Raw genomic sequence first — 13,845 nt, forward strand, 5'->3', positions numbered from 1 at the left:
GGTCAGGCACCACAAGGGCAATTTCTTCCGCCGCCATGGGAACGGATACTGCACCGGACGACTACCAAGAAGAACGGCAGCCTGCCCGAATCGACTGTCCAGGGTGACTCTACCGCTGGATGGCATCGCTTGGCGCCGCGCTTGGGATTGTTGATTTGCGCGGGTGGCGAATCGAATTGTTGTCGATTGTAGGGCAATTTCCAGCGACGCCGCAACCGGGAAGATGCCCTAGCCACCCATCCCAGGCCGGATGGCAATTTCCGCGCGCCTTAAACACCTACAGCACTAGACAGAATCCGTGTGCGTTAAGCATCTCTGGCAACCAGATTGCGTGAACCAGCCCCCAGACCCCAAATCCGGCGATGGCGATGCCGGCCGCGCCCCGCGCCCATCGCTGGCGCGACAGTCCGCGCAGCCACCCAGCCAGACCAGACATCATCAGCAGGTTGGGCAGCGTACCGGCACCAAAAGCGAGCATGACCACGGCCCCGGAGGCGGCGTTGCCCGCCAACAACGCCACAGCCAATGCGCCGTAGACCATGCCACACGGCACCAGCCCCCAGGCCATGCCAGTGAGATAGCGGCGTAGTAACGGCGGCTGACGTTGCAGCCGACTTCCCAGCGTGGCGGCCCCTCGAGACAGGCCACCTGCCACGCGGCCAAGCAAGCGCTCAAGCCACACACTGCGCCACGCATCCCCAGCGGAACGAACAAGCAGCAAAACCCCGTAGGCGACCAGCAATGCGCTAGCGAAGGCAAACAAGCCGCGTTGAATCGGCAGCCATTGCTGGCGCCAGACGGTCGCGCCCATCGCGCCCATGATTGCGCCCAGCAACGCATAGGTGGTCAGCCGGCCGGCATGCATGACGATCTGCTCAAACCATAGCCGGCGGCGGGACACGATCCGCACCGCCACAGCTCCACGCTCGGCCGCGAGTGCGATACCGCTGCACATCGCCAGACAATGCACACCACCGAGCAATGCAATCAGGAAAACGCTCAGAAGCGCTGCGGCACTCATCTTTCTGACGCTCTCTTGATATGGACCAAGGTTTTCGTTTTACTGTTGCGAACTAAGCGTAATCGACGCCTTTTGCCGCATCGGAAATGTCCGAGGACAAGAAGGTCGCCGTTATAATAAGCTGCAGCAGCATCACAAGAATTACTCATTTCACTTTCCCGAAATTCAGTCGCCCCCACCCGTGCTCACTCGAATTGCACTTACCGATCAAGCCTCGCGTTGCTCCACCTGCGTACTAGGGCAAATCTGCCTGCCGGTGGGAATGAACTCGGACGACGTGCGCAAGATGGACGATTTGGTCAGCGAGCGCATCCGAATTAAGAAGGGGCAATCGCTCTATTCCTTGGGTGAGCCGCTGGAAGCGGTTTATGGCATTCGTTTCGGCACGCTCAAAACCCATCTGACGCTTGAAGACGGTCGACACCAGATCACGGGGTTCCACCTGCCGGGTGAAATCGTCGGGCTCGATGGCATTGGCGACATGCGCCACGTGTCGGACGCCACCGCGCTCGAAGATACCGAAGTCTGCGTGGTGCGCTACGACGAGTTGCAGCACCTTTCGCGCCGGCTGCCTTCGCTGCAGCATCAGTTCCTGCGCATCATGAGCAAGGAGATTTCGCAGGATCATCTGATGCTGCTCACGCTGGGCTCCATGCGTGCGGAGGAGCGTCTCGCAGCGTTCCTACTAAACCTCTCGAAGCGTTCGGCCCAGCGTGGATATTCGTCGACCGAGTTTGTCCTGCGGATGAGCCGCGAAGAACTCGGCAGCTATCTTGGCCTGAAGCTCGAAACGGTCAGCCGCCTGTTCTCGCGCTTTGCCGAAGCGGGTCTCATCCAGATCCGCCAACGCCACGTCAAGCTGATCGACCTGGCCGGCCTGCGCCAGGTCATGAGCGGTCAGGCGGCCTAAGCTGCCCTCCATGTCGCTCGCTCAGACGAGCGGGTGTTCATGCGCTTCCAGCTTGCCAATGCCCGGTGACACATAGAGCGTCAGCGCGCTCGACAATCCGCACAACAACCAGAACACAAAGAACGACACGGTGTAGACCGCTTGGGTCGACACCGTGATCTGCTCGCCGAAAAAACGCAGGTCTGCGGGGTCGACCACCGCGAAGACCACCAGCTCAGCCAGCGCGGCCGACAGAAATGCCGGCCACAGAATCCACATCAGCAATCGACGCTTCATCGGGCCTCCGTGTGAATGGCATGCGCCGGCGTCACGACCGTCTTTTCAACGACCAAACCGCGCCGCACGACGTTGTCATGAATAACAGCATCGGGATGCGACACCGCCAGCCAGATTGTGACGCCGCAGCCGACCATGGCGACGAACGGCCCTGCCATCAGCAGCCACGGCCAGGGCTCGCGCCACCAAGGACGGGCCTGTGCGGAAGATTGCGTTGCGTGCATCGTTGCCTCCTGTTGGGGATGCCGCATCAGCGCGGCACGATGAAGCTCGACGGTTCGCGCAGTACGAGGCTGTCGCTACCGCTGTCTGCATGGATGACGAAACGGATTTTGTGCGAGCCGGGGGCGGCATCGTCGGCCGGCCGGCGTACGCGCACTGGCAGCAGTCGGTTAGCCGCCGGCGGCAGTTCCAATGTGGTCGACTCGCCGCGACCGCCTTCCACGTCCAGTTCCGGCATGCCCTCTGCGGTGATGGTCACGCGCATGGGGTGCTCGGAGGCGTTCATCAGTTGCAGGCGATAAACGTTCTCGATCTTGCCGCCGTCCACTTCACGCGCCAGTGCACCACGATCACGAATGACGTCAACCTTGAGTGGCTGCCGCATGGCCAACGCCACGATGAACCCGGTGAAGAGCACCAGCATGATCCCGGTATAGATCAGCACACGCGGACGCAGCAGATGTCGCCGGGCTTCCTTCGGGCTGAGCCGATCAAGCATCGCGCGTTCTGACGTGTAGCGAATCAGACCGCGCGGGTAGCGCATCTTGTCCATGACCTGGTCACAGGCGTCAATGCAAGCACCGCAACCGATGCATTCGTATTGCAGCCCTTGACGGATGTCGATGCCGGTCGGGCACACCTGCACGCAGATGCTGCAGTCGACGCAAGCACCCAGACCCTGAGCTTCGAAATCGGCGTTGCGCGAACGGCTGCCGCGCGGCTCGCCGCGCTGGGTGTCGTAAGTCACAACATAGGTATCGGGATCGACCATCACGCTCTGGAAACGAGCGTAGGGACACATGTACCGACAGACTTGCTCGCGCATGAAACCGGCGTTGCCCCACGTCGCAAATGCGTAGAACAGCATCCAGAATGTCTGCCAAGGACCGAGCGACAGCGTCCAGGTCTCCATGCCCAGATCGCGGATTGGCGTGAAGAAGCCCACAAAGGTGAAGCCTGTCCACAGGGCGATGAGGATCCAAGCCGAATGCTTTGCGGCCTTCAGGCGGAATTTGCGCAGACTCCAACGCTCACCGTCGAGGCGGATGCGCGCGAAGCGATCTCCTTCGATGTGCCGCTCGATCCACATGAAAATCTCGGTGTAGACCGTCTGCGGACAGGCATAGCCGCAAAAGAGCCGCCCCGCCACCGCCGTAAATAGAAACAGCGCCAGCGCCGACAGCACCAGCAGCAACGTCAGATAGATGACATCCTGCGGCCACAACACGAGGCCAAAGAGGTAGAACTTGCGTGCGCCCAAGTCGAATAGCACTGCTTGGCGACCGTTCCACTGGAACCACGGCAAGCCATAAAAGATGGCTTGCGTGGCCAGCACCAGCCAGACGCGCCAACGCGCAAAGGCGCCGGTCACGGCGCGTGGATAAATCTTGCGCCGGACCTCATAGAGCATCTGCTCGGTGGGTGCGTCTTCGGCGCCCGCCGCCGCAGTGGCGGGCGTCATCGGGCGCCAGGCTGGTTCTTTGTCGCTCATTGCGCGTGACTCGTATTGCTATTCGACAGACCCCATACATAGGCCGCCAGCATGCGGATCTTCTCCGGCGAGAGCAGGTTCTCGTGCGCCGGCATCGTGTTGTCACGACCCTTGAGAATGGTCTCGACGATGGTTGCTTCCGAACTGCCGTACAGCCAGACGCGGTCGGTCAGGTTAGGTGCGCCAAGTGTCTGATTGCCCTTGCCGCTTGCCGTGTGGCAGGCCGCGCAGACCGACTTGAACGTCGGTTCACCACGCGCTGCCTTGATCGGGTCGTAAGACAGGCCCGACAGCGAGCGCACGTAGTTGGCCACGTTGACAGCCTGGTTGCCATCCACCACAGCAGCCAGCGATGGCATGACACCGTGACGCCCCTTGGTGATGGTGGTCAGGATCGTCTCGGGCTCGCCGCCGTACAGCCAGTCGCTGTCGGTCAGGTTCGGGAAGCCCTTCGAGCCGCCGGCGTCGGAGCCGTGGCACTGCGCGCAGTTGTTCAGGAACAGGCGCTGGCCGATCTCATGGGCCTGCGGGTCGGCGGCGATCTGCTTGATGTCCATGCTGGCATAACGCTCATAGACCGGACGGACCTGTGCATCGGCTGCAGCGCGCTGCGCGGCCAATTCGCCCCGTGTCGAGAAACCGAGGGCGCCGCCGTATGAACCCAACCCCGGGTAGAGGATCAGGTACCCCAACGCAAAGATGCACGACAGCAGGAACATCCACATCCACCAGCGTGGCAGCGGGTTGTTCAGTTCGCGCAGGTCGCCGTCCCATACATGGCCGGTGTCCTCGCCCGCGCTATGACCGGGCGCAATCTGAATGCGCCGCTGCGAAAACAGCAACCAGACACACCACACGATGCCGACCAAGGCGATCGCTGCGATGTAATACCCCCAGAACTCCGAAATGAAGTCGCTCATGATTCTGTGTCCTTATTGATGCGGGCGCGACGCGTCTGCGCGCGCACCGGCGACCTCGGCCTCATCGGGCAGCAGGAACGGCAGCATGGCCGATTCCGCATTCGCAGCGCGGCGATGCGCGGAGAATGCCCACCAGGTAATGCAGACGAACAACACGAGGAAGACGGCAGTCGCAATTGCACTCAGCATGGCCATGGCTTACTCCTTGGCTGCAACGGTGGCAGGCGCAGCAGCCGGAGCGACAGCCACGTCCCGGACGTTACGCAGCTCCACGCCAAGGCCTTGCAGATAGGCGACCACGGCGTCTTCTTCCGTTTTGCCTGCGAGTTGCTCGCGCGCCCCGGCAATCTGGGCATCCGTGTACGGAACACCCAGCTGACGCAGGACATGCATCTTCTTTTCGATGTCGCTGTTGTCCAGCGGCGTCTTCGAGAGCCATGCATATGACGGCATATTCGACTCAGGCACCACTTCACGCGGATCACGCAGGTGGATGCGATGCCAGTCGTCCGAATAGCGCTGCCCAACGCGCGCCAGATCCGGGCCCGTGCGCTTGGAACCCCACAGGAACGGGTGATCGAACACCGACTCGCCAGCCAGCGAGTAGTGGCCGTAGCGTTCGGTCTCGGCGCGAAGCGTACGCACTTGCTGAGAGTGGCAGCCAACGCAGCCTTCGCGGATGTAGATATCGCGCCCCGCCAGCCGCAGCGGCGAATACGGAGCGATGCCCTTGACCGGTTCAGTGGTCGAATGCTGGAAGAACAGCGGCAAGATCTGCACCAGGCCCGCAATGCTGACGACGACGAGCGTCATCACGATCAGCAAGCCGATGTTCTTTTCCAGCGTCTCGTGCGAGAAAAACTTGTTGGATTGATTGCTCATGTTCCCCTCCTCACTGAGCCGCGACCATCGGGGTCTGGGCCGATTGAGGAATCGGTGCATCGATTGCCTTGCTGCCCTGGATGGTCTTGAACACGTTGAATGCCATCAGCAGCATGCCGCCCAGGAAGCACAGGCCGCCAGCCAAGCGAATCAGGTAGAACGGGTACGTTGCCTTCACCGCTTCGACAAAGCTGTAGGTCAGCGTGCCGTCAGCCTCGGTGGCGCGCCACATCAGGCCCTGCATCACGCCGGCTACCCACATGGCAGCGATGTAGAGCACCACGCCGATGGTCGCCACCCAGAAGTGGACCTCGATCAGGCGCGTGCTGTACATCTTCTGCTGGCCGAAGAGGCGCGGGATCATGTAGTACATCGAGCCGATAGTGATCATTGCCACCCAGCCCAGGGCGCCGGAGTGCACGTGGCCGATCGTCCAGTCGGTGTAGTGCGACAGCGCATTCACGGTCTTGATGGACATCATCGAGCCCTCGAACGTCGCCATGCCGTAGAACGACAGTGCCACCACGAGGAACTTCAGGATCGGATCGGTGCGCAGTTTGTGCCAGGCACCCGAGAGGGTCATGATCCCGTTGATCATGCCGCCCCACGATGGGGCCAGCAAAATGAGCGAGAACACCATGCCCAGCGACTGCGCCCAGTCGGGCAGCGACGTGTACTGGAGGTGGTGCGGACCCGCCCACATGTAGGTGAAATTCAGCGCCCAGAAGTGGACGATCGAGAGGCGATACGAATAGATCGGACGCTCGGCCTGCTTGGGCACGAAGTAATACATCATGCCCAGGAAGCTGGTGGTCAGGAAGAAGCCCACTGCGTTGTGGCCGTACCACCATTGCACCATCGCATCCTGCACGCCGGCATAAGCCGAGTACGACTTCCACATCGACACCGGCAACTCAGCGTTGTTGACGATGTGCAGCAGCGCAATCGTGATGATGTAGGCGCCGAAGAACCAGTTGGCCACGTAGATGTGCCGGGTCTTGCGCTTGACGATTGTGCCAAAGAACACGATCGCGTAGGCCACCCACACCACGGTGATCAGGATGTCGATCGGCCATTCGAGTTCGGCGTATTCCTTCGAGCTTGTGTAGCCCAGCGGCAGGGTGATGGCGGCTGCCACGATCACTGCCTGCCAGCCCCAGAACGTGAAGGCGGCGAGCTTGTCGGAAAGCAGGCGCACCTGGCAGGTACGCTGCACGATGTAGTAAGACGTCGCAAACAGAGCGCTGCCGCCAAACGCAAAGATGACGGCATTCGTGTGCAGAGGACGCAGCCGACCATAGGTCAGCCAAGGCACCCCGAAATTCAGTTGCGGCCAGATCAACTGGGCCGCGATCAGCGCACCGACCGCCATACCGACGATGCCCCAGACGATCGTCATGATCGAGAACTGGCGAACAACGCGGTAATTGAAGGTCTGGGTGGGCTGCAACGCGCTGGACGATTGCATGCTTGCTCCCCGAGAGTGTTGGTTTGATAGGGTCATGTTAAGAATGGGGCGACATTCGAGTCTTGATGTGCGTCAAGGCACCCCAGCCAACGTGGTCAAGTAGTTCCGTCCCGCGACATTGCGTCACGCGCCGGGGTATCAGGGTCCAGCAGAATCGATTCAGCAGGTGCCTTGAGATCGTCGTACTGGCCCGAGCCGACGGCCCACCACAGCACCCCGACAATCGCCACCACCAACATCAGCGACAGCGGAATCAGCAGGAATAGCGTTTCCATTTCGGCTCCTTAAGCGGCGCGCGACAAACGCCACGCATTGAGCGCCACCAGCAACGACGACACCGACATGCCGATGCCCGCCACCAGCGGCGACAACCACCCCAGCGTGGCGAGCGGAATGCTGATCGCGTTGTAGGCGAAAGCCCAGCCGAGGTTCTGGCGCACCACGCGCAACGTGCGACGGCCAATCGACACGGCCTCGCTAATGGCAAACAGGCGAGGCTCGGTGAGGATGGCATCCGCGCCGGCCTGGGCCAGCGGCGCACCCGACCCAATGGCAATGGAGACCTGCGCCTGCGCGAGCAACGGCGCATCGTTGATGCCGTCGCCGACGGCCAGCACGCGGGCGCCGTCTGCCTGCAGCTTGCGCACGTAGGCACGCTTGTCTTCGGGGCTGGCGCCGCCCACGGCGCGGTCGATGCCAAGGCGGTTGGCCCACCAGTGCACAGTCTCAGGCGCATCGCCAGAAACGAGATGCAAGCGCAATCCTTGTGCGCGCAACGCACTCAGGCATGCAGGCGCATCGGCACGTGGCGTATCGGCCAGCGTGAAGCGCGCGAGCGGTTGGCCATCGCGGCCGAGCCAGACCGACGTGCATGCGGCCGCTGGCGGCACCTCCTCCATCGGCGCTTCCGTGCCGTAACGAATGGAAGCAACCGGCTGATCTGCGTAGTGCGCGACCGCGAACGACTGCGTGCCAAGACGCACCAATTGGTTATCAGCCACGGCATACACGCCCTGCCCTGGCACGTTGGTCACGCGCCCCAACGTTGGCAACGACATTTCAGCGGAGGTGGCGGCGCGCAACGACTGGGCAATCGGATGATTCTCGGATTGCTCCATCGCGCATGCCAGTGCGAGGCAGTGCTCGGCATCCACATCGGCGAAGGTCTCGATGCTCAGCAAGCGCAGACGCCCCTCGGTGAGCGTACCGGTCTTGTCGAGCAGCACGTCCGTCACGGCTGCCAAGCTCTCGATGGCGTGGCCGCGCGTGACCAGCACACCGCGCCGTGCCAGGGCACCACTCGCCGCGGCCAGCGCAGACGGCGTAGCCAGCGACAACGCGCAGGGGCAACTCACCACCAGCACCGCCACGGTGACGGCAAACATGCGTGTCGGATCGATCCACCACCACGCGATCGCCGTCAGCAGCGCCCAGCCGAGCAGCACTGCCACAAAGCGCCCGGCCACACGATCGGCGAGTTCAGCCATGCGGGGCTTGTCCGTCAAGGCGCGTTCAAGCAAGTCAACGATGGCGGCAAGGCGCGTCTGGGCACCCACGCGGTTGACACGCACGCGAATGGCGCTGACCACGTTGTAGCTGCCCGCCAGCACGGTCGCGCCCACGTCACGCGGGCGCGGCACGCTTTCACCGGAGAGAAGCGATTCGTCGATCTCAGTGGTGCCGCGTTCAATGGTGCCGTCGGCGGGCAGAACTTCACCGGCGCGCACTTCCACGCAATCACCTTGCTGCAAGGCTGCAACGGGGATGGTCTCGAGCACGCCGCTTTCGGCGTTGAAACGCCGGCAAGTAGCCGGCAACTGATGCACCAACGCTTCGGCACCGGAAGCCGCACTCTGCCGCGCACGCAGTTCGAGATAGCGCGCCGCCAGCAGGAAAGCGACGAACATCGTCACGGAATCGAAGTACGTCTCGCCATGACCGCGCAAGGTCGCCAGCACACTGGCAATGAACGCCGCGCCGACCCCCAGCGCCACGGGCGCATCCATGCCGACGTGCGCATGCCGTACTTGCCGCCACGCATTGATAAAAATGGGCCGCGCAGAAATCAACACCACCGGCACGGTCAGCATCAGGCTGGCCCACTGCATCAGGCGCGTCTGGCTCGCAGGGATGTCGCTGCCGTGCAGATACACCGGCCACGCGTACATCATCACTTGCATCATCCCGAGCATCGCCAGCCCCAAGCGGATCAGCAGGCTGCGGCGTTCACGCGCTTCGGCAGTGCGGCGAGCGGATGGCTGGTCGGGCCACGCTTCGTAACCGACGTCGGCAATCGCGGCAAACACCGCAGACAGCCGCATCGCCCCAGCGTCTCCGACGATGCGCGCGCGTTCCGTAGCGTAATTGACAGTGGCTTCGCGCACGCCCGGCACTCGCGAGAGCGCGCGCTCGATCAGCCATACACACGCGGCGCAACGCATGCCGCTGATGGCAAGAGAAAGTTCTTCCGCGCCGTCAGCGCGTGTGCGTACGAAGCGCTCACGCATGACGGGCAGATCGTAGGTTGCCCAAACGGCTTCCGCTTCGGTGCGACGGTCACCTTCGATGGGCTTGGCGAAGGCGATTGGGCCATCATAGACGTGACCCATGCCGGAGGCGTGCAGCGTTTGCGCGACAGCCTGGCAGCCGGCACAGCAAAATTCCCGGGACTTGCCGCCGATCTCAGCGTGGACGGCGGTGTCGCCCTCCAGTGGCGACGCGCAGTGATAGCAAGTGATGTGCGACGCGCCTGCCCCGCTCGGGCCGATAGGCGAGCCTATGCCGTCAACCGGCGCGGTTGGATAGTTGGGGGCGAATATCGTCGTCATTATGGGGACGATGCTAGCCAGCATCCCCCGGCGCGCCCTTGATGCGCATCAAGCACGGCGCAATAAGAATCAACCCGAAATGCGATTCTCAGCGCACTTCAACCGCCCCTACCCTCCCATAAAAAAAATAGGCCGCCTATATTGGATAGCTGCACCAGGCAAACAGGAGGGCGCGACATGGCAACCGAATTCAGCCTGTACAACATCCACTGTGAATGGGGTGAGCACGGAGCATCCGCGCTGGCGCCGCATTGCGACGCCGTCATCGTGGTGGACGTGCTGTCCTTCTGCACTTGTGTGGATGTAGCCGTGGCGCGCGGGGCACGCATCTATCCGTACCCATGGCGTGACGCCAGCGCTGAAACCTTCGCACGCCGCGCCGGCGCCATGCTGGCGGGCTACAACCGCAGCCAGGCGGGGTATACGCTCTCGCCAGCGTCGCTGCGTGAATTACCAATCGGCAGCAACCTGGTCCTGCCCTCGCCTAATGGTGCAACACTCGCGCTCGCCACCGGATCGACGCCGACGTTTGCAGGTTGTCTGCGCAACGCGCGCGCCGTGGCAGAAGCCGCATCGCGGCTGGGCCGTCGCGTGGCCGTGGTAGCGTCAGGAGAGCGCTGGGCCGATGGCAGCCTGCGCCCGGCCCTTGAAGACTGGCTGGCCGCCGGTGCGATCGTGCATCACCTTTCGGAAACGGTGGCGGGGTTCCTGCCGCAAGCGCTGTCGCCCGAAGCGCTCGCCGCCCGCGCGATCTATCGCGAGGCGTCGCAGACAGGCATGATGAAAGCGTGGTTGCTCGATTCCGTGTCGGGCCGGGAGCTGTGCGAACGCGGCTTTACCGAAGACGTGACCATGGCTTCGCAAACCGATGTGAGCAACGTCGCCCCCATGCTGGTGGAAGGCGCGTTCCGGAACGTCAACCGCAAGACCGAGCGTCTGCCACAGGACTTCTTTGGCGCAAACCTGCGGCCCTCGCAGGCACCGCCGTCGCACCGCAACCCGCCGCCGACGTCACACTAGGCGGTTGCCACCGGGAGAAGTCAGGTCAGTGATGTGTCGACCTCACGTCGAGGCGCCTCGAGGTATTCGCGCGACTGCATCTCGACGATACGCGACACGGTGCGCTGGAATTCATTGGCCATCTGGCCTTCGGTGTACAGCTCGTCCGCCGGCACCTCCGCCGACATCAGCAGCTTGACCTTGTGGTCGTAGAACACGTCGATCAGCCACGTGAAGCGGCGTGCCTCGGACGCCATGCGCGGCGTCATCTTCGGCACATCGGCCAGGATAACGGTGTGAAAGCGCGAGGCGATTTCCAGGTAATCGTTCTGTGAGCGCGGGCCACCGCACAGCGTGGCGAAATCGAACCAGACCACGCCGCCGGCCTTGCGCGCCGCGCGAATCTCACGGTGCTCGATGCGCAGCACCGGCGATTCGTCCGGCGCTTCCGCCACTGCCGCAAACGCATCGCGCAACGCCGAGTTGGCCTTGGCACCCAACGGCGTGTAATACGCCTGCACCTGCTCCATCGCTCGCTTGCGGTAATCAACGCCCGCGTCGACGTTGAGGACGTCGAGCTTCTCCTGCAGCAGCGCAATGGCCGGCAGCACGCGGTCGCGGTGCAGGCCGTCCGGATACAGCAAGTCGGGCCGATAGTTGGACGTCATCACAAACTGCACGCCGTTGGCAAACAACTGATCGAGCAAGCGGTGCAGGATCATCGCGTCGGCAACGTCGCTGACGTGGAATTCATCAAAACAGATCAAGCGGTAGCGCTTGGCGATGCGACGGGCCAGCTCGTCCAGCGGATCAGCGCGGCCGCGCAGCTCTTCCAGTTGACGATGCACTTCGCGCATGAACTCGTGAAAGTGCAGGCGCGTCTTACGCACCAACGGCACGCAGCTATAGAACGCATCCATCAGGAACGACTTGCCGCGCCCCACCCCGCCCCACATGTAGACGCCACGGGGCAAATCCGGGCGCACGAGCATCTTGCGCAGCGCAGTCGAACGACGGGCCTTGTAGGCAAGCCATTCGTCGTAGCACCGCTGCAGGCGATCGACGGCGCGCTGTTGCGCTTCGTCGGGCCGATAGCCGCGCGCCTTCAATTCCTGTAGGTAGGTTTCCTGGACGTTCATCTGCTTGATCTGCATGGGGCACCGTTTGCGGGCCCAGATGGACCGATGCCCGGCAATCTTGTGGATTCACCGGGCATCGTACTTGCCTTGCGGCTTGCGATTTACATATTGAGCTGACGCTTGTCGACCGCCAGCGCAGCTTCGCGCATCACTTCCGACATCGACGGGTGCGGATGGCAGATACGGCCGATGTCTTCAGCTGCAGCCTTGAACTCCATCGCCACCACGGCTTCGGCAACCAGGTCCGAAGCGTTGGCTGCCACGATGTGCACGCCCAGGATTTCATCGGTCTTCGCATCGGCGATGACCTTCACGAAACCATCGGATGCGCCCATGCCCAGTGCGCGGCCGTTAGCAATGAACGGGAACTGGCCGGCCTTGGTCTCGCGGCCTTCGGCCTTGAGCTGCTGTTCGGTCTTGCCCACCCATGCAATTTCCGGGTAGGTGTAGATGACCCACGGAATGCAATTGTAGTCGATGTGCGGCTTCTGGCCAACGATGCGCTCGGCCACGGCCACGCCTTCGTCTTCTGCCTTGTGCGCCAGCATCGGGCCACGCACCACGTCGCCGATCGCCCACAGGTTCGGCAGCTTGGTCGCGCAGTGTTCGTCCACCTCGATAAAGCCACGCTGATCCGCCGCCAGGCCGATCGCTTCCAGGCCCAGGTTGTCGGTGTTCGGCACGCGGCCGATCGACACGATCAGCTTGTCGCACTCCAGCACTTGCGCGGCGCCCGCAGCGTCGGTGTAGTTCACCTTCACGCCCTTGCCCGACGATTCGATCTCGCCGACCTTCACGCCGACGTTGATCTTCAGGCCCTGCTTGGTCAGCAGCTTGTTGGCTTCCTTGGCAACGGATTCGTCAGCCGCACCGAGGAAGCTCGGCAGCGCTTCGAGAATCGTCACTTCGGCACCCAGACGGCGCCACACCGAACCGAGCTCGAGGCCGATCACGCCAGCACCGATCACGCCCAGCTTCTTCGGCACTTCGCCAAACTTCAGTGCGCCTTCGTTGTCGGCAATGGTCACGTTGTCGACCTTCACGCCCGGCAGATGGCGAGCCTTAGAGCCCGTAGCGATGATCACGTGCTTGGCCGTTACAACTTCCGTGCCGGCCTTGCCTGCGATCTCGACCTGATAGCCCGCGTCCGTCTTGCCGACGAACTTGCCGTGGCCCTTGAGCAACGTCACCTTGTTCTTGCGGAACAGGAACTCGATGCCCTTCGTCATCTTGCCGACGATGTCGTCCTTGCGCTTGAGCATCTTGGCCACGTCGACCTTGACGCCATCCACCGTGATGCCGTGGTCGGCCAGGTGGTGGTTCACGTTCTCGAACTCTTCCGACGAGGCCAGCAGCGCCTTCGAGGGAATGCAGCCGACATTCAGGCAGGTGCCGCCCAGGCGCGGCTCGCCCTTCGGGTCGTCGTAGGCGTTGTCTTCGCAGCAGGCCACGTTCAGGCCCAGCTGGCCAGCGCGGATGGCGGCGATGTAACCGCCAGGGCCGGCGCCGATCACCAGCACGTCAAATTCTTTGCTCATGGAGAAATCCTTTAGTCCGTCGCTCCCGCACAAGCGGGAACGTCAACAAGCGGTTTAAACCTGTTCACGGTCCGTAGCGAGCGGGCCGAGGTTGGTCCGACGAATTTGCCAAAATCGGCAGCCGTACGTAGGTACGGCGAGTATCACAGG

Annotated in this window: 14 protein-coding genes; 2 read left to right on the forward strand and 12 right to left on the reverse strand. The window is 62.7% G+C overall.

The window, feature by feature from the left end:
* Positions 1-277: 277 nt before the first annotated feature.
* Complete coding sequence (locus DOD19_RS08435; protein ID WP_112185107.1) at positions 278-1,021, reverse strand: sulfite exporter TauE/SafE family protein; 744 nt, start codon at positions 1,019-1,021, stop codon at positions 278-280.
* Positions 1,022-1,202: 181 nt separating this feature from the next.
* Here DOD19_RS08435 and fnr point away from each other — a divergent pair, with 181 nt between their 5' ends.
* Positions 1,203-1,931, forward strand: a complete 729-nt coding sequence (fnr, locus tag DOD19_RS08440; protein ID WP_080693650.1) for a fumarate/nitrate reduction transcriptional regulator Fnr — start codon at positions 1,203-1,205, stop codon at positions 1,929-1,931.
* A gap of 21 nt (positions 1,932-1,952) precedes the next feature.
* Here fnr and DOD19_RS08445 read toward each other — a convergent pair whose 3' ends face one another.
* The 9 genes from DOD19_RS08445 to DOD19_RS08485 form a co-directional block, all read right to left on the reverse strand.
* On the reverse strand, positions 1,953-2,207 hold the full coding sequence (locus DOD19_RS08445) for a hypothetical protein (protein ID WP_092971415.1): 255 nt from the start codon (positions 2,205-2,207) through the stop codon (positions 1,953-1,955).
* Positions 2,204-2,431, reverse strand: coding sequence for a FixH family protein (locus DOD19_RS08450; protein ID WP_024975920.1), 228 nt, complete (start codon positions 2,429-2,431; stop codon positions 2,204-2,206). The genes DOD19_RS08445 and DOD19_RS08450 overlap by 4 nt, the downstream gene beginning before the upstream one ends.
* Positions 2,432-2,457: 26 nt before the next feature.
* A complete protein-coding gene (gene ccoG, locus DOD19_RS08455; protein ID WP_024975921.1) occupies positions 2,458-3,921 on the reverse strand; it encodes a cytochrome c oxidase accessory protein CcoG in 1,464 nt (487 codons plus the stop codon).
* On the reverse strand, positions 3,918-4,841 hold the full coding sequence (gene ccoP / locus DOD19_RS08460) for a cytochrome-c oxidase, cbb3-type subunit III (protein ID WP_024975922.1): 924 nt from the start codon (positions 4,839-4,841) through the stop codon (positions 3,918-3,920). Before ccoP ends, ccoG begins: the two co-directional genes overlap by 4 nt.
* 12 nt (positions 4,842-4,853) lie before the next feature.
* Positions 4,854-5,036: a cbb3-type cytochrome oxidase subunit 3 gene (locus DOD19_RS08465; protein WP_009238364.1), complete on the reverse strand. Its 183-nt coding sequence runs from the start codon at positions 5,034-5,036 to the stop codon at positions 4,854-4,856.
* Between the two features lie 3 nt (positions 5,037-5,039).
* On the reverse strand, positions 5,040-5,723 hold the full coding sequence (gene ccoO, locus DOD19_RS08470) for a cytochrome-c oxidase, cbb3-type subunit II (RefSeq protein WP_012435344.1): 684 nt from the start codon (positions 5,721-5,723) through the stop codon (positions 5,040-5,042).
* 10 nt (positions 5,724-5,733) lie between these two features.
* On the reverse strand, positions 5,734-7,191 hold the full coding sequence (ccoN, locus tag DOD19_RS08475) for a cytochrome-c oxidase, cbb3-type subunit I (RefSeq protein WP_024975923.1): 1,458 nt from the start codon (positions 7,189-7,191) through the stop codon (positions 5,734-5,736).
* Positions 7,192-7,286: 95 nt separating this feature from the next.
* Positions 7,287-7,466, reverse strand: a complete 180-nt coding sequence (ccoS, locus tag DOD19_RS08480; RefSeq protein ID WP_024975924.1) for a cbb3-type cytochrome oxidase assembly protein CcoS — start codon at positions 7,464-7,466, stop codon at positions 7,287-7,289.
* Positions 7,467-7,475: 9 nt separating this feature from the next.
* Entirely contained in the window at positions 7,476-10,019 is a 2,544-nt protein-coding gene (locus tag DOD19_RS08485) for a heavy metal translocating P-type ATPase (protein ID WP_112185109.1), read from the reverse strand.
* Between the two features lie 177 nt (positions 10,020-10,196).
* Here DOD19_RS08485 and DOD19_RS08490 point away from each other — a divergent pair, with 177 nt between their 5' ends.
* Positions 10,197-11,039 (forward strand): 2-phosphosulfolactate phosphatase, encoded by an 843-nt coding sequence (locus DOD19_RS08490; protein ID WP_024975926.1) that lies wholly within the window; start codon positions 10,197-10,199, stop codon positions 11,037-11,039.
* Positions 11,040-11,059: 20 nt separating this feature from the next.
* Here the strand turns inward: DOD19_RS08490 and zapE are convergent, their stop codons facing one another.
* Both zapE and lpdA read right to left on the reverse strand, forming a co-directional pair.
* A complete protein-coding gene (zapE, locus tag DOD19_RS08495; RefSeq protein ID WP_112185988.1) occupies positions 11,060-12,157 on the reverse strand; it encodes a cell division protein ZapE in 1,098 nt (365 codons plus the stop codon).
* A 101-nt stretch (positions 12,158-12,258) separates the two neighbouring features.
* Positions 12,259-13,695: a dihydrolipoyl dehydrogenase gene (gene lpdA / locus DOD19_RS08500; RefSeq protein ID WP_112185111.1), complete on the reverse strand. Its 1,437-nt coding sequence runs from the start codon at positions 13,693-13,695 to the stop codon at positions 12,259-12,261.
* Positions 13,696-13,845: the final 150 nt, after the last annotated feature.

The sequence above is a fragment of the Ralstonia sp. GX3-BWBA genome, assembly GCF_003290055.1.
Taxonomy (GTDB): Bacteria; Pseudomonadota; Gammaproteobacteria; order Burkholderiales; family Burkholderiaceae; genus Ralstonia; species Ralstonia holmesii.

Bases quoted from the DNA above. Each gene is read 5' to 3' on its own strand.
- DOD19_RS08450 (WP_024975920.1), bottom strand. From the start codon at position 2,431: ATGCACGCAACGCAATCTTCCGCACAGGCCCGTCCTTGGTGGCGCGAG.
- ccoG (WP_024975921.1), bottom strand. From the start codon at position 3,921: ATGAGCGACAAAGAACCAGCCTGGCGCCCGATGACGCCCGCCACTGCG.
- ccoN (WP_024975923.1), bottom strand. From the start codon at position 7,191: ATGCAATCGTCCAGCGCGTTGCAGCCCACCCAGACCTTCAATTACCGC.
- DOD19_RS08435 (WP_112185107.1), bottom strand. From the start codon at position 1,021: ATGAGTGCCGCAGCGCTTCTGAGCGTTTTCCTGATTGCATTGCTCGGT.
- DOD19_RS08490 (WP_024975926.1), top strand. From the start codon at position 10,197: ATGGCAACCGAATTCAGCCTGTACAACATCCACTGTGAATGGGGTGAG.
- DOD19_RS08445 (WP_092971415.1), bottom strand. From the start codon at position 2,207: ATGAAGCGTCGATTGCTGATGTGGATTCTGTGGCCGGCATTTCTGTCG.
- DOD19_RS08485 (WP_112185109.1), bottom strand. From the start codon at position 10,019: ATGACGACGATATTCGCCCCCAACTATCCAACCGCGCCGGTTGACGGC.
- lpdA (WP_112185111.1), bottom strand. From the start codon at position 13,695: ATGAGCAAAGAATTTGACGTGCTGGTGATCGGCGCCGGCCCTGGCGGT.
- ccoO (WP_012435344.1), bottom strand. From the start codon at position 5,723: ATGAGCAATCAATCCAACAAGTTTTTCTCGCACGAGACGCTGGAAAAG.
- ccoP (WP_024975922.1), bottom strand. From the start codon at position 4,841: ATGAGCGACTTCATTTCGGAGTTCTGGGGGTATTACATCGCAGCGATC.
- DOD19_RS08465 (WP_009238364.1), bottom strand. From the start codon at position 5,036: ATGGCCATGCTGAGTGCAATTGCGACTGCCGTCTTCCTCGTGTTGTTC.
- ccoS (WP_024975924.1), bottom strand. From the start codon at position 7,466: ATGGAAACGCTATTCCTGCTGATTCCGCTGTCGCTGATGTTGGTGGTG.
- zapE (WP_112185988.1), bottom strand. From the start codon at position 12,157: ATGAACGTCCAGGAAACCTACCTACAGGAATTGAAGGCGCGCGGCTAT.